The organism is Peribacillus sp. Bi96, assembly GCF_918698115.1.
Taxonomy (GTDB): Bacteria; Bacillota; Bacilli; order Bacillales; family DSM-1321; genus Peribacillus.
Window position 1 is genome coordinate 1 of the sequence record NZ_CAKKLV010000030.1, and the last position, 23,703, is coordinate 23,703.

At 38.3% G+C, this 23,703-nt stretch carries 22 protein-coding genes; 10 read left to right on the forward strand and 12 right to left on the reverse strand.

Translation table 11 applies throughout. The features are described from left to right. Together LQ203_RS24125 and LQ203_RS24130 are read right to left on the reverse strand one after the other, a co-directional pair. A partial coding sequence (locus tag LQ203_RS24125) for a transposase (protein WP_230155323.1) occupies positions 1 to 251 on the reverse strand: 251 nt, incomplete at its 3' end. Between the two features lie 787 nt (positions 252 to 1,038). Beyond that, a complete protein-coding gene (locus tag LQ203_RS24130; RefSeq protein ID WP_230162086.1) occupies positions 1,039 to 1,806 on the reverse strand; it encodes a yteA family sporulation protein in 768 nt (255 codons plus the stop codon). Positions 1,807 to 1,954: 148 nt separating this feature from the next. Here LQ203_RS24130 and LQ203_RS24135 point away from each other — a divergent pair, with 148 nt between their 5' ends. Next, positions 1,955 to 2,113 (forward strand): hypothetical protein, encoded by a 159-nt coding sequence (locus LQ203_RS24135; RefSeq protein ID WP_230162087.1) that lies wholly within the window; start codon positions 1,955 to 1,957, stop codon positions 2,111 to 2,113. Positions 2,114 to 2,178: 65 nt separating this feature from the next. On the opposite strand, the gene LQ203_RS24140 is transcribed toward LQ203_RS24135, so the two are convergent. The 4 genes from LQ203_RS24140 to LQ203_RS24155 all read right to left on the reverse strand — a co-directional run bounded on the left by LQ203_RS24140 (position 2,179) and on the right by LQ203_RS24155 (position 6,221). Next, positions 2,179 to 2,370, reverse strand: coding sequence for a hypothetical protein (locus LQ203_RS24140; protein ID WP_230162089.1), 192 nt, complete (start codon positions 2,368 to 2,370; stop codon positions 2,179 to 2,181). A 217-nt stretch (positions 2,371 to 2,587) separates the two neighbouring features. After that, positions 2,588 to 3,934 carry a GntP family permease gene (locus LQ203_RS24145; RefSeq protein ID WP_230162091.1) on the reverse strand — a complete coding sequence of 449 codons (1,347 nt, stop codon included), beginning with the start codon at positions 3,932 to 3,934 and terminating at the stop codon, positions 2,588 to 2,590. 18 nt (positions 3,935 to 3,952) lie between these two features. Beyond that, positions 3,953 to 5,497 carry a gluconokinase gene (gntK, locus tag LQ203_RS24150; protein ID WP_230162093.1) on the reverse strand — a complete coding sequence of 515 codons (1,545 nt, stop codon included), beginning with the start codon at positions 5,495 to 5,497 and terminating at the stop codon, positions 3,953 to 3,955. Then, entirely contained in the window at positions 5,490 to 6,221 is a 732-nt protein-coding gene (locus tag LQ203_RS24155; protein WP_230162174.1) for a GntR family transcriptional regulator, read from the reverse strand. Before LQ203_RS24155 ends, gntK begins: the two co-directional genes overlap by 8 nt. Positions 6,222 to 6,463: 242 nt before the next feature. Between LQ203_RS24155 and LQ203_RS24160 the strand changes: the two genes are divergently transcribed. After that, positions 6,464 to 7,873: a processed acidic surface protein gene (locus LQ203_RS24160; protein WP_230162095.1), complete on the forward strand. Its 1,410-nt coding sequence runs from the start codon at positions 6,464 to 6,466 to the stop codon at positions 7,871 to 7,873. Position 7,874: 1 nt separating this feature from the next. Then, positions 7,875 to 8,495 carry a class D sortase gene (locus tag LQ203_RS24165; protein ID WP_230162097.1) on the forward strand — a complete coding sequence of 207 codons (621 nt, stop codon included), beginning with the start codon at positions 7,875 to 7,877 and terminating at the stop codon, positions 8,493 to 8,495. Between the two features lie 330 nt (positions 8,496 to 8,825). Here LQ203_RS24165 and LQ203_RS24170 read toward each other — a convergent pair whose 3' ends face one another. Then, complete coding sequence (locus LQ203_RS24170) at positions 8,826 to 8,975, reverse strand: hypothetical protein (protein WP_230162099.1); 150 nt, start codon at positions 8,973 to 8,975, stop codon at positions 8,826 to 8,828. Positions 8,976 to 9,390: 415 nt separating this feature from the next. Here LQ203_RS24170 and LQ203_RS24175 point away from each other — a divergent pair, with 415 nt between their 5' ends. The 5 genes from LQ203_RS24175 to LQ203_RS24195 all read left to right on the forward strand — a co-directional run bounded on the left by LQ203_RS24175 (position 9,391) and on the right by LQ203_RS24195 (position 16,193). Next, positions 9,391 to 9,807 (forward strand): DUF2690 domain-containing protein, encoded by a 417-nt coding sequence (locus tag LQ203_RS24175; RefSeq protein ID WP_230162101.1) that lies wholly within the window; start codon positions 9,391 to 9,393, stop codon positions 9,805 to 9,807. A gap of 659 nt (positions 9,808 to 10,466) precedes the next feature. Then, positions 10,467 to 12,071 (forward strand): sigma 54-interacting transcriptional regulator, encoded by a 1,605-nt coding sequence (locus tag LQ203_RS24180; protein ID WP_230162103.1) that lies wholly within the window; start codon positions 10,467 to 10,469, stop codon positions 12,069 to 12,071. Between the two features lie 131 nt (positions 12,072 to 12,202). Next, a complete protein-coding gene (locus tag LQ203_RS24185) occupies positions 12,203 to 13,354 on the forward strand; it encodes an iron-containing alcohol dehydrogenase (protein WP_230162105.1) in 1,152 nt (383 codons plus the stop codon). A 14-nt stretch (positions 13,355 to 13,368) separates the two neighbouring features. Then, positions 13,369 to 14,757, forward strand: a complete 1,389-nt coding sequence (locus LQ203_RS24190) for a DUF3360 domain-containing protein (RefSeq protein ID WP_230162107.1) — start codon at positions 13,369 to 13,371, stop codon at positions 14,755 to 14,757. Beyond that, positions 14,754 to 16,193 (forward strand): NAD-dependent succinate-semialdehyde dehydrogenase, encoded by a 1,440-nt coding sequence (locus tag LQ203_RS24195; protein WP_230162109.1) that lies wholly within the window; start codon positions 14,754 to 14,756, stop codon positions 16,191 to 16,193. The genes LQ203_RS24190 and LQ203_RS24195 overlap by 4 nt, the downstream gene beginning before the upstream one ends. A 238-nt stretch (positions 16,194 to 16,431) precedes the next feature. Here the strand turns inward: LQ203_RS24195 and LQ203_RS24200 are convergent, their stop codons facing one another. Together LQ203_RS24200 and LQ203_RS24205 are read right to left on the reverse strand one after the other, a co-directional pair. After that, a complete protein-coding gene (locus LQ203_RS24200) occupies positions 16,432 to 17,634 on the reverse strand; it encodes an MFS transporter (protein ID WP_230162111.1) in 1,203 nt (400 codons plus the stop codon). Between the two features lie 25 nt (positions 17,635 to 17,659). Beyond that, positions 17,660 to 18,241, reverse strand: coding sequence for a TetR/AcrR family transcriptional regulator (locus LQ203_RS24205; protein WP_230162113.1), 582 nt, complete (start codon positions 18,239 to 18,241; stop codon positions 17,660 to 17,662). An 836-nt stretch (positions 18,242 to 19,077) separates the two neighbouring features. Between LQ203_RS24205 and LQ203_RS24210 the strand changes: the two genes are divergently transcribed. After that, positions 19,078 to 19,818, forward strand: coding sequence for a VCBS repeat-containing protein (locus tag LQ203_RS24210; protein WP_230162176.1), 741 nt, complete (start codon positions 19,078 to 19,080; stop codon positions 19,816 to 19,818). Between the two features lie 226 nt (positions 19,819 to 20,044). Here the strand turns inward: LQ203_RS24210 and LQ203_RS24215 are convergent, their stop codons facing one another. Together LQ203_RS24215 and LQ203_RS24220 are read right to left on the reverse strand one after the other, a co-directional pair. Continuing rightward, entirely contained in the window at positions 20,045 to 20,665 is a 621-nt protein-coding gene (locus LQ203_RS24215; protein ID WP_230162115.1) for an SDR family oxidoreductase, read from the reverse strand. A gap of 456 nt (positions 20,666 to 21,121) precedes the next feature. Beyond that, on the reverse strand, positions 21,122 to 21,292 hold the full coding sequence (locus LQ203_RS24220) for a hypothetical protein (RefSeq protein ID WP_230162117.1): 171 nt from the start codon (positions 21,290 to 21,292) through the stop codon (positions 21,122 to 21,124). Between the two features lie 288 nt (positions 21,293 to 21,580). Between LQ203_RS24220 and LQ203_RS24225 the strand changes: the two genes are divergently transcribed. Next, positions 21,581 to 22,570, forward strand: a complete 990-nt coding sequence (locus tag LQ203_RS24225; RefSeq protein ID WP_230162119.1) for an MBL fold metallo-hydrolase — start codon at positions 21,581 to 21,583, stop codon at positions 22,568 to 22,570. Positions 22,571 to 22,781: 211 nt separating this feature from the next. Here the strand turns inward: LQ203_RS24225 and hxlB are convergent, their stop codons facing one another. Further along, a complete protein-coding gene (hxlB, locus tag LQ203_RS24230; RefSeq protein ID WP_230162121.1) occupies positions 22,782 to 23,339 on the reverse strand; it encodes a 6-phospho-3-hexuloisomerase in 558 nt (185 codons plus the stop codon). Positions 23,340 to 23,703 lie beyond the last annotated feature (364 nt).

Sequence of the window (23,703 nt, forward strand, 5' to 3'; positions counted from 1 at the left end):
TGTACAGCGGTCTCGTTGATTGATGCCCCATATTCGTTCATATATTTAAGTACCTCTAGTTTAAAGGGCAGAGTGTAATTTGTATAGGATGAAGCAAGTCCTTCCATCCCATGTTTTAGATAGCGAGCGACCCATCTTTTCAGAGGGGATAAACCTACATTTCTTTCTTGTGCAATGGATTTATAGGATTTTTTCCCTTCTAAGTACTCTAAAACTGCATGTAATTTTTCGTCTATCGTATATTTAGTCAAAAAAACTGCACCTCCAATTGTTAGATGTTGTCTAACAATTGGGGTGCAGTTCACAATCAGCTCTTTTTTTTATGCAATAAACGGGCAGGCTAGCTGAAGAAGAGACCGATTCCCCTTATTATATTAAGAAAACAACATAGATGTCGCTATTTGAATCATGAAGAAATAGGTGAACATGCCATTCCGTTAATTAAGCATCTATAGGCAAACGCATGCTCTATGTGATACAGGCGTCTTGCATGTTAGCGACCATATGCAGACTATATAATGGGAGCGGATGCTAGCGATGAAAAATCCGTTGAGCTCAATCTCAATTAGCAGGACAAGGGGGCTCATCATCTCGCTAAACCTGTGCCACTGAAAAATTGAATATTAATTATGGATTGGGCTGCCTGCAAACTGTAGGTAGCCTATATTATATTTTTAGGGAGTAAGAGAATGCCGCATATAATCTGCCTCAACAACTCCAGCAAAATCCATATTTTCATTATTGATAATCTATCATTCTTATCCTTAAGGTACCGACCGAAAATGGTGAACAACGATATAAATTTACATGAAAATGCGGTACAACTGCATTGTAGAATACCAGCCAATCAACAACAGCCTTTTGGTCAATAGCATACGCCTTCTAATTCACTTTAGAAAATATTTGCAAGGAATTTAATCGATATATTTGATTATTTATAAGAGCTTATCTCCTATCCATGGGATGCATATCCATGAAAAAAATGTTCAGATTATCAAAACCAGCTTCCTCAGAAGCTGGTTTTTGTTTTGCCGGTCGTTAACTTTTATCTTCATCTTCGACGTAAGGATCATGTTCGTATGCAGGTAAGTCCCCAAATGAAGTCATGATGCCATCTTCATCAAGTGCTTCTTCATACTGTTCGTGCTGACTGTTCGGGTAAACGGTAATATTTTTTCCGGAAATATCAGTCCCTACAAAGTTTTCATAAGATTCCACATATCCAATCGGATCAAGCGATTCGTTATACATGTCATTATAAGAGTCTTTATCATCTGTAAAAGCAAAGTCAGATGGTGTTTCAGATGTTCCATACTGCGCGACATCCTGCCACGAGTCTTCTGCATCATAGCTTACATTTTCATCTTGATTATCCATATCGAATTTTCCAAATGGAGGCATGAGCACCTCTTCTTCAACGGGACGATTATGGGATACGACTTGATCTGGACTGTGGTCTTTACAGAAAGTTGTATAAGGAAGTGCCTCTAGTCTTTCAAAAGGAATTTCTTTACCACATTCCTGACACGTTCCGTATGTTCCATTATCCATCGCATCAAGAGCCCTGCTGATTTTGGTTAAATGATTAGTAGCATGCTCATTGAGGGCAAGATCTTTTTCCCGTTCGTATAATTCCGTCCCTTCATCTCCTGGATGGTTATCATAGCTTGATAATTCTCCCACTGACTCATAGGGATGTTCCCAGTCAAAGCCAAAATTATCATTCACTTTAAATTCGGCTTCAAGTTCTTTTTTCTCCTTAAGCAACTGCGAGCGAAACTCAGCTAATACTTGAGATGTTAACATAAACAAACCCCTTTCATTTATATTTTCGTGCTTATTAGTTCCAATTATGTAAGGAAGTTTTTTGTTTTTAAACTTCCTCATCGAATAAAAAACTTCTTAGGATGTATCATAAGACTGAAAGGCTAAAGAAATTTTAGGGGGGCTTAGAATGGTTAACATTGATTTCGACAAATTTATTAAATCTCAGAAAAACCACCAAGGACAATATTTGGGCAAAGATAATCATCAAGAAGGCGTAAATGATAAGGACTACAACAATCGGGGAAATTCAGATAAATCGGTGGGGGCTACAGGAAGGAAACTATAGATCACCTCGAAAAGTTGGTGAAAAAACTGTATGACAGATATACAGGTACAACTCAGAAGAGGTGATCACTGTACGAAATAATCCGCAGAAGGACGGAGTTTACCTGAAGCGAACGCTGTTACATCATCAGTGGAAACCGTTACGTTGGATGTTGAATTAGTTATAGAGGGCCTACCATATGGCATTTGAATTATGGTGTTAGTTCCACGTGGGCAAGCTGACATCAAGCGATTTAATTCTCGGTGATCTGGTTCCATTCCATCCCCTACAAAGAAAAAAATTATGATTTGATCTTTATTAAAAGAGGGAATTGTGTAATTCATAAAGCTGAGAAAATATTCAAAAGAAAAGGCCTATCCCTGTTAGATCGGGGAAAGGCCAGCTTGAAATTCTGAATAATGGTTATGTGCAAAATTCTCGCCTATAGCTCTAAAAATTCTAAGGCTATAGGTGAGAAGCTGCCCTGAAATAGGTTTATACGAATAGGCTTAGTAATAGAATAAAACCTAATCCAGCAATAGAAATGATTGACTCAAGTAATGTCCAGGTTGAAAATGTTTCTTTCATGCTTAGGCCAAAATACTCTTTAAACATCCAGAAACCTGCATCGTTAACATGTGAAGCGATTAAACTACCCGCTCCAGTTGCGAGTACAACCAAGGCAAGATTAACGTCGGATTGTCCTAACATCGGAATAACTAAACCGGCAGTTGTTAAAGCTGCAACAGTTGCAGAACCTAAGGATATACGTAAAATTGCAGCAATGATCCAAGCAAGCAAGATGGGTGATAGCGAAGTTCCTTTGAATAATTCGGCTACATAGTCACCTACGCCGCCATCAATTAATACCTGTTTGAAGGCTCCGCCGCCCCCGATGATTAATAGCATCATCCCAATATGAGTGATGGCGGTTGTACAAGATTCCATGACATTTTTGATTGGGATTTTTCTTGCTAATCCCATTGTATAGATTGCAACAAGTAAAGAAATCAACATGGATGTTGATGCATCACCAATGAAACGGATAGCTGCTAGTAAACTATTATCTTCAAATCCAATTGTTTTTTGAAGCAAAGTAATAATCGTAGCAATAGACATTAAAATAACGGGAAGCATTGCGGTAAATACACTGATACCAAAACCAGGAGTGTCTTCAAGTTTAAATACCTTTTGTTCACCTAAAGAGGCAATATTCCCAGTTTTAGTGAATGATTCAGGTACAAGCTTTTTAGCTAGTTTAGTAAATAATGGCCCAGCTAAAATGACTGTTGGGATTGCTATAATAAAACCGTAAAGTAATACTTCACCAATGTTTGCACCATATTCACCAGCAATGACGGTTGGTCCTGGATGTGGCGGTAAGAAACCGTGTGTCACGGATAAGGCTGCCACCATCGGAATTCCGAGATGTAAAATAGAGACCTTTAATTCCTTTGAAATGGCAAATACGATTGGAATTAATAGCACTAATCCCACCTCAAAAAATAGAGCGATTCCGATAATAAATGAAGCAACAACCACGGCCCATTGAATATATTTTTCTCCAAATTTGTTAACGAGCGTCATCGCAATTCGTTGAGCGCCCCCTGAATCTGCGATTAGCTTGCCCAGCATCGCTCCAAGCCCAAAGATCAACGCCAAGTGACCAAGTGTTCCGCCTAGTCCAGCTTCAATTGATTTTACAATTTGGTCCAAGGGCATCCCAAGTAATAAAGCAACTCCGAACGATACAATGATTAGTGAAATAAAGGTATTTAATTTTAAGCCCATTATTAATAGTAGTAATGCTAAAATCCCAACTGCTACAATGATTAATGGCATGCTAATTCCTCCAATTAGTTATCTAGTGGTGTTAATTAAGCTTCTTTGATAATTGGAAATCCGTGTATAATCTTCTTCTAATATTCTAGATAGATTAATGAAAATCGGCAGTAATTGCCTATATTCTTTTGTTGCTTCTTCTTTTGGTGTGTGTATGTTGGTACTGCCAATCATTTCAGAAACGACTTCAAATGATTCGATTTTTCCTGTGGCATATAAGCCTAGAATACATGCTCCTAGACAGGAACTTTCGTAGCTTTCTGGGACAACTACTTCAGATGAGAAAATATCAGACATCATTTGCCGCCAAACATCTGATCTTGCAAAGCCTCCTGTGGCTTGAATACGGGTCACAGGACTTTCCATGCATTCGGTTAAGGCTAAAAAGACGGTGTATAAATTGTAAATGACTCCTTCTAGGGCAGCGCGAATCATATGTTCTTTCTTATGTGACATCGTTAAACCGAAGAATGATCCACGTACGTCTGGATTCCATAATGGCGCACGTTCACCAGCAAGGTATGGGTGGAATAATAATCCATCAGATCCTGGTCTTACACGTTCTGCAATCTTGGTTAATACATCATAAGGGTCAATTCCTAATCTTTTCGCTGTTTCTACTTCTGAAGAGGCAAGCTCATCACGGATCCAGCGAAGGACCATCCCGCCATTGTTTACCGGTCCGCCAATTACCCAGTGCTTTTCGGTTAAGGCATAACAAAATATTCTTCCCTTTTCGTCAGTTTGCGGCTTGTCAATAATGGTTCGAATGGCACCGCTTGTCCCGATTGTTACAGCAATTTCGCCTTTTCGTATCGCATTTACACCTAGATTAGAAAGGACTCCATCGCTGGCTCCGATGACAAATGGTGTTTGTTGATCAATGCCCATCTGTTTGGCAAAATCGGAATCACAGTTGGTAAATATCTTGGTTGTTGGCACAAGATCAGATAATTGGGAAGATGTGATTCCAGCAATTTTTAATGCTTCTTCATCCCAATCCAGTGTTTTGAGATTCATCAAGCCCATGGCTGAAGCTAGTGAATAATCTACAATATATTGATCAAAGAACTTTTTAAAAATATATTCTTTAATTCCGATATATTTTTTAACCTTGACAGCGATTTCAGGAAGGTCGTTCACGATCCAAGTTATTTTAGTCAATGGTGACATGGGGTGAATTGGTGTTCCTGTTCGTTTATAGATTTCCAGGCCATTCATCTCATCTTTTATATGATGTGCCCATGCTTGACTTCGATTATCTGCCCAAGTGATGCAAGACGTCAGCGGTAGGTCATTTTCATCCATGGCAATGACACTATGCATGGCACTGCTAAATGAAATGAACGATAGCTTTTTTTGTGAGTGATGTTTCATTATATTTGAAATGGTTTGTAGAACTGCCTGAAAAATTTCTTCTGGGTTTTGTTCTGCAGCCGATATAGCAGGTGTATAAAGCGGGTACCCCATATTTTCTTGTTGGATGACCTCGCCTTTTTCACTAAATAACACGGCTTTCGTACTTGTGGTTCCGATATCTACACCCAACATATAGTTAGTCATCTTGTTGCACGACTCCTTTTGTAAGCATTTGTTGTGACATCCATAGGTCTTCTACTTTACCTTGAACATCATCAAAGTTCTCATGAAAAGTCTTAATCATGAGGTCTCTATCTTTTGTTTTGATCGCTTCAATATAAAGCTCATGATTTTTTACAATCCGCGTGAAGTCTTCATACTTTTCTTTGAAACGCATACGCATCGAAATTAAGATGAGGCTTTCCATTACGGGTTTTAAATTACTCCAGATCATCAAGATATATGAATGATGATCTGCACGGATAATCGTTTCATGGAACAAGACATCTTGATAGGAAAATTCATCAGCATCATTATATTTGATTGCGACTTTCATCATTTCCAGTATTTTACTAATTTCCCTTACTAAATGATTCGTGTCCATCCTTACTAGGCGTTCAAATACAAACGATTCTATAAGTAAACGAACATCATAAATTTCTTCGATTTCTTTTTCTGATAAACCTATAACAACGGCACCCATTCTTTCTAATCGGATAATATTTTCGGATGCGAGGATTTTTAATGCTTCACGAATGGGTGAGCGACTTACAGCAAAATCTGCAGCTAATTTATTTTCCGATAATATGGTACCGCTTTCAATTCTCCCGGAAATGATACGCATTCTTAGCTCACATGTAACACGTTCACCAGCAGAGGCTTTTGAGAGCCATTTAGTGGGATAAAGAAATTCCCTTGAATCGTCCATACATTCACCTTCTTGAGTTCGAGTATACTTGTATACAAGTATTATAACGAAGATTTTTGATTTTGCAAACGCTTTTAAATCGATGCCCATTACACCCCGTCCCTCAACAGAAGAAACATTCCTTAAAAAGTAAGAAAAATATCATTTTTCCCTTATTGGTAAAAAATACCCTCATTGTTAAGTTAATGTTATTCCCTTATAATTTTCAAGAAACATAGAAATGTTATGAATAGGAGAACAGAATGAAAAAACTGTGGAACACATTACTTTCCCTTACGTTGTTAATTAGCTTATTCCCGCAATTAGCATCGGCTGCTCAAAGCAATAATTTTGACCAGGAATTTAAAAAGTATTTAAAGGAGGTAAGCCTTGTTAGGGGCTTTGAAGTGACGAAGGATGATATTGAAACGTCGCTTTCTTTTTACGATGAAAGTATTAAAAACTTTCAATCTATTGATGAGCTTAAAGATACTTTAGGAGAAGTTATAAAAGCAGATTTAAGCAATTTAAAGCCTATTTATGAAGATTATAATCTTACTAATGAGAGTCTAATTAAACTGTTGAACGAGAACGGAGAAGAGCTGGATGATTATATCTTTTTCTGGGACCTCGATGAAGCTGTTTATTTCTATAAAGAAGAGGGCGATTTTGAACGAGATCCAAACTTTGACCAAGAATTAGTCAATTATTTAGCAAAGGTTAGCAAGGAAAGAGGCTTCGAAGTAACAAAAGAAGATATCGAAGTGTCATTAGAACCCTATGAAATTAGCACGGAAGACTTTGAATCTGTCGAAGAGCTTAGCGAGTTCTTAGGTGACGTCATAAAGGCAGACTTAAGTAACTTAGATTATTTTAATGAGAATTATGAACTGGATAAACAATCCCTGCTTCAATTGTTAGAGGAAAATGGTGAAGATATTAACGATTATATATACATAGATAATCTTGAAGAAACTGTTTGGACCCTTACTGGCGGGGAATTGGATGGTGAAGTTGCCGAAGATCTTCTTCCTATTTTCGAGGAAGAACTCGGTCTAACCGAAGAGGAACTACAGCGTCTTGAAGACCATTTAATGTCTTTGGAAGAGCATCTTTCCAATCCGGAAACAGTCAAGCGACTTGAAGAATTGGGCAACCGTATGATGGCTTTCGAGGAATTTGACGTAGCAACCGAGCTTTCAGCCGAACAAATAGCTGAAATGGCATCTATCTATGAAGAATTACTTTCCATCTTTAAGCTTAAAGTATCCTATTCGCTTGTGAAAAGCGGTTCGGAATCGCCTATTTCTCTTTTTGATTTAATGAAAATGGATGAATTGAAGGGTGCTAACCTAAAAATTGCGATATACACTACAGACGGGAAGTTCTTGGCTGATCTTTTGATTACGGGTGATATGGTCGATTCTGACACTCTTACGAATGCAGGGCAACAAATAAAGGAATCTGCTAAAGAGGTGGCAAAGACCATTGAAAAGGCACCCGTTGCAAAACCAGTAAAACAAAAAATTAGCTCTCATACTAAATCGGAACATCAAACGGTAAAAGGGGCCAAGCTGCCAAAGACCGCATCGGATTACATCCCTAACGCCCTTTTAGGACTGTTCATCGTTTTGCTGGGATGCATGATGTATCGAAAAATCAGGAACGCTTAATATGAAACAATTAAAGAAAAGGCGGTTTCTTCTGCTTTCATGTACAATTGCTATCATTTTATTTGGGGTTTGGTTTTCCACAACTAATATGTATAAGTTTGCAAAAGGCTACTTTCTATATAAGACTCATGCTCCAAGTAGCCAAGTAAAAGAAACAGTACATAAACCACCAAGTAATAAAACAACAAAGGAAGAGCTTTATCCTGTCCGCCCAAAAACGGGTGAAGAAATGGGGGAACTGTATATACCCAAACTAAAAGCAACACTCCCTATTTTCCATGGCACAAACGAGAATGAACTGGAGAAAGGTGTAGGTCACTTTGCAGGAAGTGTGCTACCAGGTGAAAATGACAATTCGGTTCTTTCTGGTCATCGAGATACGGTATTCCGTAAACTTGGGCAAGTTGGCGAGGGAGATTTGTTGATTGTAAGAACTTCGGCAGGAGAGTTCACATACAAAGTCAATAAAGTTCGCATTGTGGATGAGGATGATCGAACCGTAATCGTTCCAAAACCACGAGCGACACTAACCGTCAGTACATGTTATCCCTTTGATTATATTGGATCAGCTCCTGAACGCTATGTACTTGTCGCTTATCTTACTTCAAAAACAGTAGGTTAATAAAAAGGCGAATATATGGTGCACCTACTGGCTTCAGCATTCCTTCTATTAACTTAATACGCGAGAGTCCCAATAGGTTAAACCCTATTGGGACTTTTTTAGCTTCTAAAGAATGTATAATCAACGTGTATGATAGGACTTTCTTTAAAACAGATGATGTTCAGTAAACACTGATTATGACGGACAAAATGACGAAAGAGTTTAGTTTAATTAAGAATCTCTTCGTAAGCTAGAGGATGTGTTAGCACTTTTAAAGGGTGCCAATTTGGTGACGGAGGTAAGAGGGAGAAAATCGTGAGGAAGATAGAAAAACGCCTAAAAAGGCGTTTGTTAATCATTTTTATTGACTTTACCATCGTTTCCCTTGTCAATACCGGTAGCGTTATTAATCAATTGTGGAAACAAGTTTAACCCCTGATCCATAGCATTCATTGAATCGGCTTTTTGGCCAATATTTTTTGATTTTTCTTGTTTTTTCATTTTTGTCGCCTCCTAAAATTAGGATTCGTAGTAAATCAAAAAATATTCCAAAGTAATTTATTAGTGATTATGTTGCACCCGGGAGACTATCTGTATATTCAAACAGTCATATTGTATAAGTAAACTGCATTCCTTGGGTATTTAAGATGTCCATTATCGTTTTTGTGTAAGTAAACTAACGGAGCAGAATGGATTATTAGAGAAGATTCATTCTTTAGTACCTAATTAACTAAATAGATAGCCGGAAAATGGGAATATGTAATTAAATGGAAAATGGTCCCGTGGCACATAGAAATATCAATTTTTACATGGTAAAGTCTAGAAGAAGGAAAGGAGAGAGGTTATTATAAAAAAATTATTAAATATTGGGATGTCAGTTACTCTTGTCTTTGGTCTGTTTTTTGCGATATCACCGATGAATAAAGCGTATGCCTTGTCCTATGATAATACAAATCCTTATTCGACTGGTTGTGCCAATAAAAGCCCAATCACCTATGAAACAGAATATATCTATAAAAACGGTGTGAAAATTGGATATGTGCAGCTAAAAGGAAGTGCGTATTGTCATACGGCTTGGGGTTACGTAAAGTTTTATTCGGCTGCACCGCATGATTATTATGCGAATGTGTGGGTTGATAGTTATAATGGCAGTTCTAAGAGAGCATATACAAGTTGTGCTAGTTCCGGTGGTAACGGATGGATCATGAAAGGTCAGACCTCATGTTATACCGCTCAATTATGGGATAAAGATCCGTATAATGCTTTGGCCAAAGCGGGTATTTATTCTTCAAACGGGGCTCTTATTATTTCTGCGAACACCGGTCGTTATTAATATATTATATAAATAATAGATATGAAAATGAAAATCAGTGAAATGACTCACTGGTTTCTTTTTTATTTTCACTTGCCTTTCTAATAAACATAAGAACAATCGGCACACAAAGGGTACGTTAACCTATGATTGAGCTTTCATATGGCAGTCTATTGGCAACTGCAGCCTTTCCTTAATGGGTGAAAATGGAATTTGAGCATTGGAAAGACACTTGGTATGATAAAAGTGTCTTGTGCCCTCCCAGTTAAAGGGACAAAATAGTGGTCTGGGTGGGACTTATTTACGGTATTCATCAAATCTTCTATTTGGATGTTTTCATTCCTTCCATTTATGAAGTTTTTTAGCATATTTAAAAAGGGTTAACTCCTTTTTAACGGTGTAGTGTTTATGAGTCGTTTGTTGTTGTACATAGTATCATAAGGAAAGGGACTTACATAATGCTTACCATAAAGGTCACTAAAAAAACGAATAGCATGCTTTATGGATAATAGAACATTCATACCAGCCGGTGTGAACACGAATTTCAAAGAGTGACCTTAACAAAGCTATAAGGAGAGAAAGCATAGGTGGCAGTTATATGAAAACATTAGAGGAAATAAATGAAGAATATCGAGAAACCATCGATTTTGATGTTAAAGAACCAGCGGGAGTGGATATTGATGACTAAGTTTCATTCTGATATGACAGTGGAGGAAGCGATTTCACGTTTTCCCATCGGTAAAAATGAAGTGGAAGTTATAGACAATTCAGAGGATTTCATCGGATTTCTGACAATAGAAGCGTTATCTGCGGCCGTGCAACAGAGTGATTTAACGAAGCCAATTTCTCATTTTATTACAGTGAATGCACCGCTGCAAAATTTAAGGAATTACTCGATACCATATGAACAATTTCAAGCATTTTTTGAGAGTGATTTATGCAGGGTTGTATTTAATGCCCTGTATGATGGCGTGTATATCACAGATGGTGAAGGAACGACATTATTTATCAATCAAGCTTATCAACGCATTACTGGAATTAGGGAAGAGGAAATTATCGGAAAACCCATGAGTTATTTAATTGAACAGGGGATGATTTCCGTTTCTGCTTCATTGGACTCTATTCGAACGAAGAATCAAGTTACGCTGACGCAAAGAATCCGAAACGGAAGAAAGATTATCGTGTCGGCGACACCCATTCTTTCACCACAGAACGAAGTCATATTTGTCATAAATAGTGTTAGAGATATTACTGAATTAATCCGAATGAAGTATACGATTGACAGTCAGAAGTTATCTTTCCAACCCATTTCTCAATTGTTACCTGATTCGGAACAGGTGAATCTACAGGAAATAATCATTGGGCCCTTTACAACGCCTTTATTCAAGATGGCTGATAAGGTAGCCAAAACGGACGCGAAGATCTTATTACAGGGAGAAACGGGTGTAGGAAAGAGCTTGATTGCTAAGTACATTCATTCCAAAAGCTCCAGGAAGGAAAATATTTTCCTTGAATTAAATTGCGGGGCCCTCCCAGCGAACTTGGTGGAATCTGAACTTTTTGGATATGAACCGGGAGCATTTACCGGATCCCTAAAGAATGGGAAAATGGGTATTTTTGAAAAAGCCAATGGTGGCACGTTATTTTTAGACGAAATTGGGGACTTACCTTTAGAGTTACAGGTAAAACTATTGAAAGTGGTGGAAGAAAACAAGTTTATGAGAGTAGGCTCTACTGAAATGAAAGAAGTGGATGTTAGATTAATTACTGCCACTCATCGTGACCTAGCATCACTTGTTCAAGAAGGATCTTTCCGCGAAGATCTTTATTACCGGCTTAATATTGTCTCGTTTGAAGTTCCGCCTTTACGCCAGCGGAAAGAGGAAATGGTCCCGCTTTTAGAAATGTATCTGGAAAAATTCAATGTAAAATATGATGAAAAGAAAAAGATGACACCGGAATGCTATGAATGGCTAACGAATTATTCGTGGCCTGGTAATATACGTGAGCTTGCGAATCTTGCTGAGCGACTGGTCGTTACGACTTATGAGGATACGATTGATTTATCTAATTTACCATCTTTCATACGGCCGGTCGTAACACGGAAAACTACACCTCTTTCCTTGAAGGAGGCCGTTTCTGAACTGGAGCGATCCTTAATCCTGAATGCAATGAATAAATACGGGACCACAAGGGCGGCTGCCGCCTCTTTGGAAATCAGTCAAAGCGCCTTGGTGCAAAAAATGAAAAAATTTCACATTCGATTAGAAAACGAATCGAATTAGTTTTTTCGATTTGATTTCTACTCATTTTATTCGGATTTCCAATGAAAAAATAGAGTAAACCCTTATTATATTAAGCGTTTTCAATTTGGCATGATTCCTGCAATAGTAGATTAATGAAAGGGGAGATTACCATGAATATTTCTATTTTTTCAATGGCTAACAAATTGGTGACAGGAGCAGATTCTTTACAACAGCTGACTGAAGAGGTTACACGATTAGGGATGAAGAATCCATTATTAGTTACAGATAAAGTTTTACTGAATGCTGGGGTTGTGCAAAAGGTTGAGGATTTACTTTCATCGGCATACGGTATTTTTTCGGAAGTCAATCCTGAACCGGAAATTGAAATCGTGGAGCAATGTGTACGTTCTATCAGGGATGGAAATCATGATGGGCTGATTGCGGTAGGGGGTGGAAGTGCGATAGATATTGCAAAAGCCTCTTCTGTTATGGCTACGAATTCGGGTAGCATCGAGACCTATTTTGGTACGAACTTGATTGAAGTTCCAGGTATTCCTTTAATAGCTATACCGACGACAGCGGGTACCGGGTCCGAAGTGACGAATATTTCGATTTTATCTGACAAAAAAGAACAGGTTAAGAAGGGAATTGTTAGTTCGTTTCTATTACCGGATGTGGCGATTGTTTCCCCGATTATGACACTGACTTGCCCACCAAGTGTGACGGCTGCGAGTGGAGTGGATGCACTTGTTCATGCAGTCGAGGCCTATATTTCTAAATTTGCGTCGCCTGTGACGGATGCCTTGGCAATTGGCGCTATGAAGTTGATCGCTAAAAATTTACCAAAGGCTTATGCGGCGCCAGATCATCTAGAAGCACGAGAAGCCATGATCACGGGAAGCCTAATGGCCGGGTTAGCTTTTGGAAATGCCGGTGTTGGAGCTGTACATGCCCTAGCTTATCCGCTTGGAGGTCGTTTCCATTTATCACATGGAGTCAGCAATTCATTATTACTGCCTTTTGTCATGCAATGGAATAAAATTGCATGTTTAGAAAGATTCCGAGATATTGCGGAAGCACTTGGAGAAAAAGTCGATCATTTAAATGATGATGAGGCAGCGGATAAAGCGATCGAAGCAATGACTAGAATATGTAGATACGTGGATATACCTGAGTCACTTCGTGAATTTGATATTCCTGAATCTTCCTTAAGTGAAATGGCTGCTGAAGCCATCAAACAAGTCCGTTTACTTCGGAATAATCCTCGTGCATTAAACGTTCGTGATATCGAAAAAATATATCGTTCAGCCTATGGCATTTAACTGGAGGAAACAACATGAAATGGAAAAACCGTCCATACGGAAAAGAGACATCGTATATACCTGCAGGTCCTTTTAAAATAAGACTGCCATTTGTTCATTATCGTTTTGAGTGGCCAGACTATGTTCAAGGTTTATTAATGTGTGCCGTTGATCTTGGAGCGATTACACTTCTTGCAGACCATCTAGGTATGCCTTTCGATGTGGCTCTAGCCGTTGTTGTCTTAAATGGATTATTATATTTAGCACATCATTTACTCGGAGACCCAGTTATACCAGGTTGGATTACACCAGCGGTTCCATTGCTTGTGTTGTTTGTCGGGCAATTTCCAGAAGGACCTGATAGGGTCTATGCACTCGTTGCGTTTCAATTAACATTAGGGATTATATCCATAATACTAGGAATGACCGGGCTTGCGAGTAAAGTCGTTCGATTAGTGCCGAATGCAATTAAATCAGGCATTATATTAGGAGCGGGAATTGGTGCTGTCGTTTCTATTTTTGAAGTCGGTGGAAAGTTTGATTTATTTCCTTATACAATAAGCATTTGTATCGGTTTTGCCTTTTATTTGCTTTTTTCGAAAAGTTTTGGAAAATTGAAAATACGAAATAAAGTTTGGATATTTATCGGTAATTTAGGGATATTGCCAGCTATTCTACTCGCGGTCTTTGTTGCCCCCATTTTTGGAGAAGCAAAATGGCCAAATATTCAATGGGGATTCAGCAGTCCGGACTTTGCTACGCTTTGGTCTGACTATACGGTTTTTGGTTTAGGTTTCCCTGCCATGACCTTCTTTTTAAGTGCAATACCAGCTGTTTTTGCTACTTATTTAGTTGTATTTGGGGATGTGCTGAAAACAAAAGCGTTGCTCTCTGAATCGGATGAGGTCAGGGAAGATGAAAAAGTGGATTATAATCCAAACAGGGCCCATTTAATTTTTGGCGGCCGAAATGTGATCATGAGTTTCATCGGGCCTGATATTACGATGTGTGGTCCGTTATGGGCAGCCATGCAGGTCGTTGTAGTGGAACGCTTTAAAAATGGCAAGAAAGCAATGAACTCATTCTTTGGCGGTGCTGGCTCCTTCCGGTGGGGTACGAATACTGGGCTATTCTTATTGCCAGTCGTCAGTTTGGTGGAACCAATTCTCGGTGTGGCATTGGCCTTAACGCTTTTGGTTCAAGGATATGTTAGCGTGCGTGTCGGTGTAATGCAGGCGAGGAGCCAACGCGACTTGGGAATTGCAGGGGTCGTTGCTGCCATCCTTGTTATAAAAGGTGCTGGAATGGCGTTTGCAGCAGGAATTCTTTTATGTGCCCTTTTATATGGTAAGGACTTTTTCAAAGGAGAAAATGATAAGACTTTTACAGATCATGAAGAAGAAGAGGAGCTTAAAGCAGGATGAACAAAGTAGTTGAAAAATGGCCAATATATATAAACGGTGAAACGATACAAACAGAACGTCATTTTGTAGTGGAAAATCCAGCAACATTGGATCCTGTGGGCTATGTTCCGGACGCTACGGAAAAAGAAGCAAAGGCTGCTGTGGATGCAGCTCATGCGGCCTTTCTAAATTGGTCGAAAACAAGTGCATATCTGCGGGCGGAATTACTTGAGAAGTGGTACACAATTATTGAAAAAAGGCTAGATGAAATCGCAACAACCATGACATTGGAGCAAGGGAAACCATTGGCTGAAGCAAAAGGTGAAATAAAATATGCTTCAAGTTTCGTGAAATGGTTTGCTGAAGAAGCAAAGCGTAACTATGGAGAAACCATACCAGCTTCCGTTGCTTCTAAGCGAATTTTAGTGCAAAAGCAGGCAGTCGGTGTCGTTGCTGCCATCACGCCGTGGAATTTTCCTGCTGCCATGATCACAAGGAAAGTGGCACCAGCACTTGCAGCAGGATGTACCGTCGTCATCAAACCCGCGGAACAAACACCATTGACAGCATTGCTATTAGTTGAAAGTGCGCATGAAGCAGGCATTCCGGCCGGTGTAATAAATATTGTCACAACACAAAACCCGGGGGAAGTGTCAGACGTTTGGATGAATGATTCACGTGTCAAAAAAATTACATTTACGGGTTCCACACCTGTAGGGAAGCATCTAATGAAAAAAGCAGCAGAAACGGTAAAAAAAGTCTCACTTGAATTGGGTGGCTTAGCTCCGTTTATCATAGCCGAAGATGCGAATATCGAAGAAGCCGTAAAAGGTTTGATTCAATCGAAATTTAGGAATGCCGGACAAACATGTATTTGTGCGAACCGAATTTACGTCCATGAGACGATTCAAGAGCCATTTTTACAAGCCTTTGAAAAGGCTGTTTTATCTTTGAAGGTTGGAAATGGAATGAATGGAACCGATCTTGGGCCACTGATTGATGAAGCTGCCGTAAAAAAAGTTCAGTTTCAAGTAGAAGATGCTATAAGTAAAGGAGCTGTCATCCATAAGACATCCAAGGTAGATAAAGAGAAGGGCTATTTTATCGCACCTGCCATTCTTTCCAATGTAACGGATGATATGCTGTGTATGCAGGAAGAAACGTTTGGTCCGATTGCACCAGTCAGTACATTTAAAACTGACCAAGAAGCGATGGATCGAGCCAATAACACTAATTTTGGCTTGGCAGCTTATGTATATACAGAGTCATTAAATAAAGCAGTAACCTATTCGGATGGCCTCGAGTATGGGATTGTTGGGATTAATGATAGTGCCCCATCCACTGCTCAAGCACCATTTGGCGGCATGAAGGAAAGTGGCTTAGGTAGAGAAGGCGGGCACTCCGGCATGGATGAATTTTTAGAAGTAAAGTATGTATCTCTACAGCTTAGCAATTAAACTAATGGATGTTGACGTTTCTCAAGGATCACATTCTAAATAAGAGAGTAAAGGCACATCGAATATCGATGTGCCTTTACTCCTTTTCAAAAGTTAATAAGCATTTTTAGTTCGTTCAATGGCAAAAGAAAAAATCCCCAAAGAATTTTATCAAAGAAAAACGTATAGTATGATTTTTAAGTTTGAGAGTTTTACGTTTGAAAAGGAAAAATTAGGTATGGTCAATCATGGACTTTGATTATTCCGCTAAGCTTTCTACCAATCGGTTTTCCTTCCAAATGACTGTAATACCCAGTCCGATGACGATAATGACAGCAGCGAAAAGATAAGGATAGTTGATGTTTACGTCAAATAGTAATCCTCCCATTGATGGTCCGGCGATATTCCCTAAGCTCGTATAGGTTGAGTTCATACCAGCAACAAACCCTTGCTCTTTCCCGGCAGCTTTTGATAGAAATGTCGTTAATGCCGGACGAAGCAAGTCAAATGCAAGGAAGATGAAGCAAGTTACGACTAGAACTGCCAAAAAGCTAGAGATCATGGTGGAAGCTACTGCAAAGATTGCACTGATAATTAAGCATAATTGGATAAGCTTCTTTTCACCCAGGAAATCTATCAGTTTACCAAACATAAATACTTGTACAACCACTCCAAAGATTGAGCTTATTGTAATGATAATTGCAATATCCTTCGGCGTGAAGCCAAACTTATGATCAGAATATAGGCTAAAAACAGTTTCATACGCTGATAAACCAAATGCGAGTACAAATACAATGATGAACGCAATGAAGTAAAGCGGATTGACTGATTTTTTTAAATCGCCTATAAAGTTCGTTTGCTTTGTATTAGCAGAACCTTCTGCAAGCTGTTCCTTTGTTAACGGCTCTTTTAAAATGAATAATGATGTAATGCATGCTAAAAAGGCGATAGCCGCCGCAAGGAAGAAGGGCAAGCGTATACCATATTCGGCAATGAAGCCACCGATACCGGGTCCTATTATAAAGCCCAAGCTAATGGCGGCTGATATATAGCCCATAGCTTTCGGCCTTTCCTTAACGGAAGTAATATCTGCAACATATGCCGTAACACCTGGCATGATAAAGGCGGCACTGATTCCGCCTAGGATCCTTGATAAATAAAACACGGATACATTCGTGCCTATACCGAAGATAAGTTCAGAAACACCAAAAAGGAATAAGCCGATGATGATGATTTTCTTTCTGCCATAACGGTCAACCCAACGACCTGCGAATGGTGACATAACAAGCTGTGATACCGCAAATACGGCAACCAGATAGCCCATCGTACTTCCTGATAAATGCATGATATTCATAAATGACGGCATAACGGGGATGATGAGCCCAATACCCAAAAAAGCAATGAATATATTGCTTAGAAGAATAATTAATACCGCCTTTTGTTCTTTAATTGGTTTATTCATGTTTTAACACCACTTTCTATGTGAATCATTTTTGTGAAATACCTCTCCAAAACACTTTCCAAGAGGCAGATAATTTATCCTTCAGCTGTTTCTCATCATTTCCATATACAAGCTCTACCAAAATGGAATCCACTACTCCCAAGAAAGCATAGGTCGGCGTTATGGCTGCATCTTCGACGATTAATTTGGCATTGATCCAATCCTGGAATTTACATTCAAGAATCGTCTGCACCTTTTCCTCGATATCTATGACTTCCTTACCAACCTCTTTTTCAAGATGTGCTGGCGGAAAAAAGGACATACGGAGCCAAAACTTTATATGCTCATTTTTTTGGAAAAGATCGATGACCAATTGTAGGAATCCATATAAATCTTTTTCAGGATTTTTTGAATCAACTTTACTGAAATATTGGAGTTTCGAAGATAGCTCCGTCTCTTTCGCATCACGTAAAACTTGCAGAAAAAGATCATCCTTGCCTTTAAAATGGGCGTAAATGGATTGCTTTTTCATGCCGACTTCTTCAGCTATTAGAGAAAGGGACGCTCCTTCATAACCATGAATCGTGAAATATTTTAGAGCGGCTTCCTTAATTTCATTACTTTTCAATAATATCACCTCATAATTTAACGAACGTTCGTCAGTTATAATAGCAAATTAAATAAATATATGCAAGCTAATCAGTTTATAAAATGGCATTTTGCAAAATGGATCTATATTTTATTGCAATCGCTCAATTGGTAGGCAATATATTTTTTCAACTGAGTATTTTTCTATGTCTAATTTTCATATGGATGTTTTGTAGTGTGATGGGATGTTCTTAATTTCATGCTTTCTAAAAATGTCCAGTAATACGAAGAAATATTGCTTATTTGGATAGTTTATGTACTTTGAATAAAAAAAATAAAATTTGATTATTGTTTATTATCAGATTTCTTAAAAAAGGGCGGTTTCTTAGGAAGATAATTTTTTCTATATAGTTAGTAGATTTATAAACAAGAGACCCGCTTTATCGTGAAGCGGGTCTCTCTCGTAAAAATGGTTTCAGATGCCAAAAACAATTTCCTGGAAACTGGGTGTATCCTTAAATGGCCAATTAGTCCACTTTTTTTGGTTCAATTCCCTCTGGGTAGTATAAGTTGTAAATGAAAATTTGTAGGATCTACATAGTTCAATAAAAAAACACTCCATGCTAATAACAAAACTCCCGCATATAAATCTATATTGATAATAAAGAGATAGGTGGGATGAAGTTGGATACGTATGACATCAGAAAAGTGATTCAATACTACTACACAAAAATACAAGAAACGAATCACCCTTATTATTGGTACTGTTTGGCTGAGACTCAGGTAAGGGCCGGATTAACAAATGAAGCACTGCAAACGATTGATGGCATCTTGTTGTTTCCAAATCCTTATCCTTCGAAGCAGGAACTGCTTGAAATGCAAAGTAGCCTCCAAACTGTTCTTTCAAGGGAAATGAATCCGAACAGAACAGCCATCGTGACCTCATTGCAAGGCGATATTGATGGGGACGGGATAAAGGATAATGTTTTTCTTACTGCAAATAAAACCCCTGATAGCCCCTTTTGGAGGAATATAACTTTGGTTATACAAAATGGGAGTACAAATCAATATGAACAAGTTCCCATAAAAAATAACGCAGGATACAATCCGACCCTTTTTCTTGGTGACTTTACAGGTAACAAGGTGGATGACATTTTAGTGGTCATTGATACAGGAGGCAGCGGCGGTACTATTTATGCGTATGTCGTTTCATATCTTAACGGTCAACTCATGACTATTTTTAATTCCGATACATTCAATGAAACGTTTAAATACGCTGTGAATTATGAAAATCTATACAAAGCCAAGGTGAACAGTTATTACCTAAAAGAAAGGTACATTCTAGACCTTACTTATAAGGATAAGGAATATTTATCAGAAATTTATAACAAGAATGGTGTTTTGAAGGCACCTATAGAAGGATGGGTCAATCCTTTATCTGGTCTATATCCGGTCGATTTTAATAGGGATGGCATAAATGAGCTCGATGCGTATCAGAGGATAGCGGGAAGGTACAATGCCGACTCATTGGGAATGGTACAGACTGTATTGAAGTGGAACGGGCAAGCTTTTGGTCCTGATCGGCAGAATGTGGCTATCTTTGGAGGGGAAATATAACACATTGGGAAAAGAAGGTTCATGAACAAGGTATGGGCGAAATCTTCGCCCAAAGGATGCCGAGAATTATTCTTGTCAATGGTTTAGCTGACTGTGCAAAATGAAAGTTCCATACATTTAAGAACATAATTGAACCGGCAATAATCATTGTAGGTGGACGTGATGGCTTCTTTGCTACTTCTATGGATTCATCAAATCTAAAAGGGCGAAATGCTAATTCGGATTATTAGTAGGCGATACCTACACGTGATTTTAAATAATCGCTGCTTTTAATCTGGCTATAGGTAAATTCTGCTGTATCCGCCACGGATATTTCAACTCCATCCTCCGGCAAGAAGTTTCTTTCTACACGATATTTACCAACACTTTTTCCATCCGGCAAATACGTAGGGCAGACAATAGTCCATTCGAGTGTTGATTGTTTAAGCAAATCGTACACTTTATGATGTTCTTCCGTTGAACGGGTAGACTTGCGCTTTGATTCACTTGTCTGATAACGCAGTGAGTTTGGAGTGTTTCTACTTTGCAGAATACCTGCTGTTCCAATCGTTATAATTCGTTGTATACCTTCAATTTCCATTACTTCGATAATTAGTGGCATGCTTGCTGATAAAGTGGTTGTCCCATCAGTACTTAGTGCACTAAGTACTACATCAATCCCATGCATTGCACGTACGATATCATCCTTATGTAAAACATTACCTTGAATAATGGTTAAACTTGCATGGTTTATTTGGATTTTCTCTGGAGTGCGAACTAAAACTGTAACATGATGTCTGTCATGAAGGCATTTAGTAACTAATTGACCCCCAACTCGTCCAGTTGCACCTAAAATTAAAATATTCAAGAATTAACCTCCTTTTTCGAATTATACTTTATCATTTTCAACGAATGGGAGCTTTAGTTCAATAAGACATTTTAAACGATCAAATTTTTCTTAAGAAAATGAATCAATAAAATCATAGTAGATCCTATTTAAATCAACCTTTTTCCAAAAGGCACAACTCATCAAATTATCCTTCTGAGAAATTGGGATTTTTAATACGGTACATCATGAACTTTGTAAATTAGCGTTTTGCTGGCGGTACCCCAAGAAGGTGCTGCCAAAAATCATTTTTTTAAATGTTTGTTAATAGGTAATTCCTATAACCAAATCGTTTGGGTGAAGGATTTTCTGGTCTAGTGGCCCGGTTATTTAGTGAAAATACAAAATGGGCCCCGAAAGTTTCAAGAGGATCCCTTTTGAAGTAGTGAAAAATATAAAAACGCTCCAAAAAAAACAATAACGACTACAATTCCTCCTCTAATATTCCTGTCCTTCTTTCGATTTTAGAAAAGAATCAACTGATTCATCTAATAAATTTTCCCGATTAGGATCTTCATTGACATCTGTATCCACTTCCATTTCGTTGTTATTTAATATTCTAACCTGACTTTTATGTTGAGCTGGATTATGGTTATTATCTTTTGGCATATAAACTCCTTCTTGAACAGATATTTTTTATTTAGTATGAACAATTGAACCAATATGAAATCCAATATTCTGTAAGATTATTTGAGCTTCTTTCCCGGATTGAGTCCTGTTGTCTTGATGGAAGGTGGAAAAAGTATATATGATTTTATTTTGGGTATTATTGACTGAATATTATAAATATTATAATATTTAGTTTGTGAACGAATTTCTGAAACAAGGTTTTATATTAAAAACACGTGGTTTGATTTTCCTTGAGTAAAGTCAAATAATCGTACAGGAGGTTTTTTTATGAAGAAAAGAATAAGGAATACTTCTATTGGTTTTTTGTTGCTAGTTTCAATAATTCTATCATTATCATTATTTCTTCCTTCTTTTGGCCAAACAGCTGTGCATCAATCGGATTTTAAAGTAACTCTATTAGGAACAGGTTCTCCTATTTTAAGTACAACTCGCTCAGGTCCTGCTACCCTTGTAGAAGTTGGTAATGAAAAACTACTCTTTGATGCTGGACGTGGAACCGCTTTACAATTATATAAGGTGAATATGTTACCAGGCAGTGTGGACAAGTTATTCCTTACTCATCTGCATTCTGATCATACGATCGGCATACCAGACGTATGGCTTACAGGTTCTTTACCAACAGGAGGGAAAAGGGAGCAACCATTTAACATATGGGGACCAAAGGGAACCGAGAAAATGATGTTACATATGAATAAAGCGTTTAAAGCCGATTTGGATGCAAGGAATGACTCTGGGAATGGAAACATTGAAGGATCAAGTATTGTAGCAAATGATATCAAAGAAGGTATTGTCTATAAAAAAAAGGGAATCGAGGTAATAGCTTTCAAGGTTGACCATAAATCAATAGAACCTGCTTTCGGTTATCGGGTTAATTACAAAGGACATTCCGTAGTTATCTCAGGTGACACCCGTTATAATGAAAATCTCATTCAATTTGCTAAAGGTGCTGACGTAGTTATCCATGAGGTTGCAGCCGCAAGCCCTGATAACGAATCAGAATCAATAGCCAATATACTTGATCTTCACACTACTCCTGAGGAAGCAGGTAAAGTCTTTAGCCAAGTACAACCAAAACTTGCTGTGTACTCACATATTGTATTATTGGGAGGACTGTCAGAAGAAAAGGCAAACTTGCTCGAAAGAACAAAAGAAACATACAAAGGAAACGTTGTAGTAGGTGAGGATTTGTTATCAATTGAAATAGGAGACAAGGTACAAGTACTACAACCGGTAAACGGGTCGAACTCAGGGAAATAATACAGCTTCAGCGAGCAAGTGTTTTAAACTAATTAAGACGATAAGCGTTTCGAAAACTAGACCGCAGTTAGTAAAATCCCCTCTAAACAAATGAGGGTGATTTAATAATATTTGGAGAGGACTCATAATTGTTTTTCTATAAAAAGACCGCAAAAAATTCAGAAGAATTTTTGCGGTCTTTTAACATCTTGCTTTTTTGTTTATCATTAAACTACTCGAGATTAGCGTGTCGTCCATACATATTATTCGTATCCAATCCCTTTTTATCCATGAACCTCAAAATGACAGCATCGTAAAAAAGTAAGAGAGTTTGTTCAAATAGAGAGCCCATTGGCTGGATTGTTTTATAATCGCCTTCTGACTGATCTTTTGGTGTGCCAGGCAATATTATTGTGATATCCGCTAATTTTCCGATGGTGGATTCCGGGAAAATTGTTACTGAAGCAATTGCCCCACCGATGCTTTTTGCTTTCTCAGCCATGGAAACCAAACTTTTTGTTTCTCCTGAACCTGAACTGATAATCAAAATGTCACCTTTTTCGAAGGAAGGGGTGACCGTTTCCCCTATTACATATGCATCAATCCCCAAATGCATCATTCGCTTCGCAAAGGAATTACCCATAAGGCCAGATCTTCCTGCACCTGCAACAAAAACTTTCTTTGATTCAAGAATCCCATTAACCAATTTTTCAGCTTCTTCGTCAGCAATTATGTCTACTGAACGATTTAGCTCTTTTATGATTTCAGCTAAATATTGAGTGGTCTGCATGATGGGTATTAGCCTTGTTTAACCAATTTTTGTACTTGGGCAGCAGTACCTTTAATCATCTTGTCCGGTGATACCGCCACCAACGATGACTAGGTCAGGTACCAGTGTGAACACAGACCAAGGTTAGCGAGTTTTTGTACAGTCGCTGACCTTGGCTTTTTCACGTGCATCCGGCATTGTACATGTGCTTTATTTGACATGATATCTTGATAAAGTTTGTAGACTAATTTGGCATAACTAATAGTGAGCTGAAGGAATACTAATACATGCATGAAAAAACTCATGAGAACGACAAATAACTGTCAATAAGAGTTTGTGGGTTGTTTAACAATCGCCAATAAATTGAATATTGTCAAAAAAAGCC

Excerpts from the sequence above, each read along its gene's own strand:
- LQ203_RS24135 (WP_230162087.1), top strand. The coding sequence starts at position 1,955 with ATGGTTAACATTGATTTCGACAAATTTATTAAATCTCAGAAAAACCAC.
- LQ203_RS24180 (WP_230162103.1), top strand. The coding sequence starts at position 10,467 with ATGACTAAGTTTCATTCTGATATGACAGTGGAGGAAGCGATTTCACGT.
- LQ203_RS24185 (WP_230162105.1), top strand. The coding sequence starts at position 12,203 with ATGAATATTTCTATTTTTTCAATGGCTAACAAATTGGTGACAGGAGCA.
- LQ203_RS24165 (WP_230162097.1), top strand. The coding sequence starts at position 7,875 with ATGAAACAATTAAAGAAAAGGCGGTTTCTTCTGCTTTCATGTACAATT.
- hxlB (WP_230162121.1), bottom strand. The coding sequence starts at position 23,339 with ATGCAGACCACTCAATATTTAGCTGAAATCATAAAAGAGCTAAATCGT.
- LQ203_RS24225 (WP_230162119.1), top strand. The coding sequence starts at position 21,581 with ATGAAGAAAAGAATAAGGAATACTTCTATTGGTTTTTTGTTGCTAGTT.
- LQ203_RS24200 (WP_230162111.1), bottom strand. The coding sequence starts at position 17,634 with ATGAATAAACCAATTAAAGAACAAAAGGCGGTATTAATTATTCTTCTA.
- LQ203_RS24140 (WP_230162089.1), bottom strand. The coding sequence starts at position 2,370 with ATGGAACCAGATCACCGAGAATTAAATCGCTTGATGTCAGCTTGCCCA.
- LQ203_RS24160 (WP_230162095.1), top strand. The coding sequence starts at position 6,464 with ATGAAAAAACTGTGGAACACATTACTTTCCCTTACGTTGTTAATTAGC.
- LQ203_RS24155 (WP_230162174.1), bottom strand. The coding sequence starts at position 6,221 with ATGGACGATTCAAGGGAATTTCTTTATCCCACTAAATGGCTCTCAAAA.
- LQ203_RS24195 (WP_230162109.1), top strand. The coding sequence starts at position 14,754 with ATGAACAAAGTAGTTGAAAAATGGCCAATATATATAAACGGTGAAACG.
- LQ203_RS24130 (WP_230162086.1), bottom strand. The coding sequence starts at position 1,806 with ATGTTAACATCTCAAGTATTAGCTGAGTTTCGCTCGCAGTTGCTTAAG.
- LQ203_RS24175 (WP_230162101.1), top strand. The coding sequence starts at position 9,391 with ATGAATAAAGCGTATGCCTTGTCCTATGATAATACAAATCCTTATTCG.
- gntK (WP_230162093.1), bottom strand. The coding sequence starts at position 5,497 with ATGACTAACTATATGTTGGGTGTAGATATCGGAACCACAAGTACGAAA.
- LQ203_RS24210 (WP_230162176.1), top strand. The coding sequence starts at position 19,078 with ATGCAAAGTAGCCTCCAAACTGTTCTTTCAAGGGAAATGAATCCGAAC.
- LQ203_RS24145 (WP_230162091.1), bottom strand. The coding sequence starts at position 3,934 with ATGCCATTAATCATTGTAGCAGTTGGGATTTTAGCATTACTACTATTA.
- LQ203_RS24170 (WP_230162099.1), bottom strand. The coding sequence starts at position 8,975 with ATGAAAAAACAAGAAAAATCAAAAAATATTGGCCAAAAAGCCGATTCA.
- LQ203_RS24190 (WP_230162107.1), top strand. The coding sequence starts at position 13,369 with ATGAAATGGAAAAACCGTCCATACGGAAAAGAGACATCGTATATACCT.
- LQ203_RS24220 (WP_230162117.1), bottom strand. The coding sequence starts at position 21,292 with ATGCCAAAAGATAATAACCATAATCCAGCTCAACATAAAAGTCAGGTT.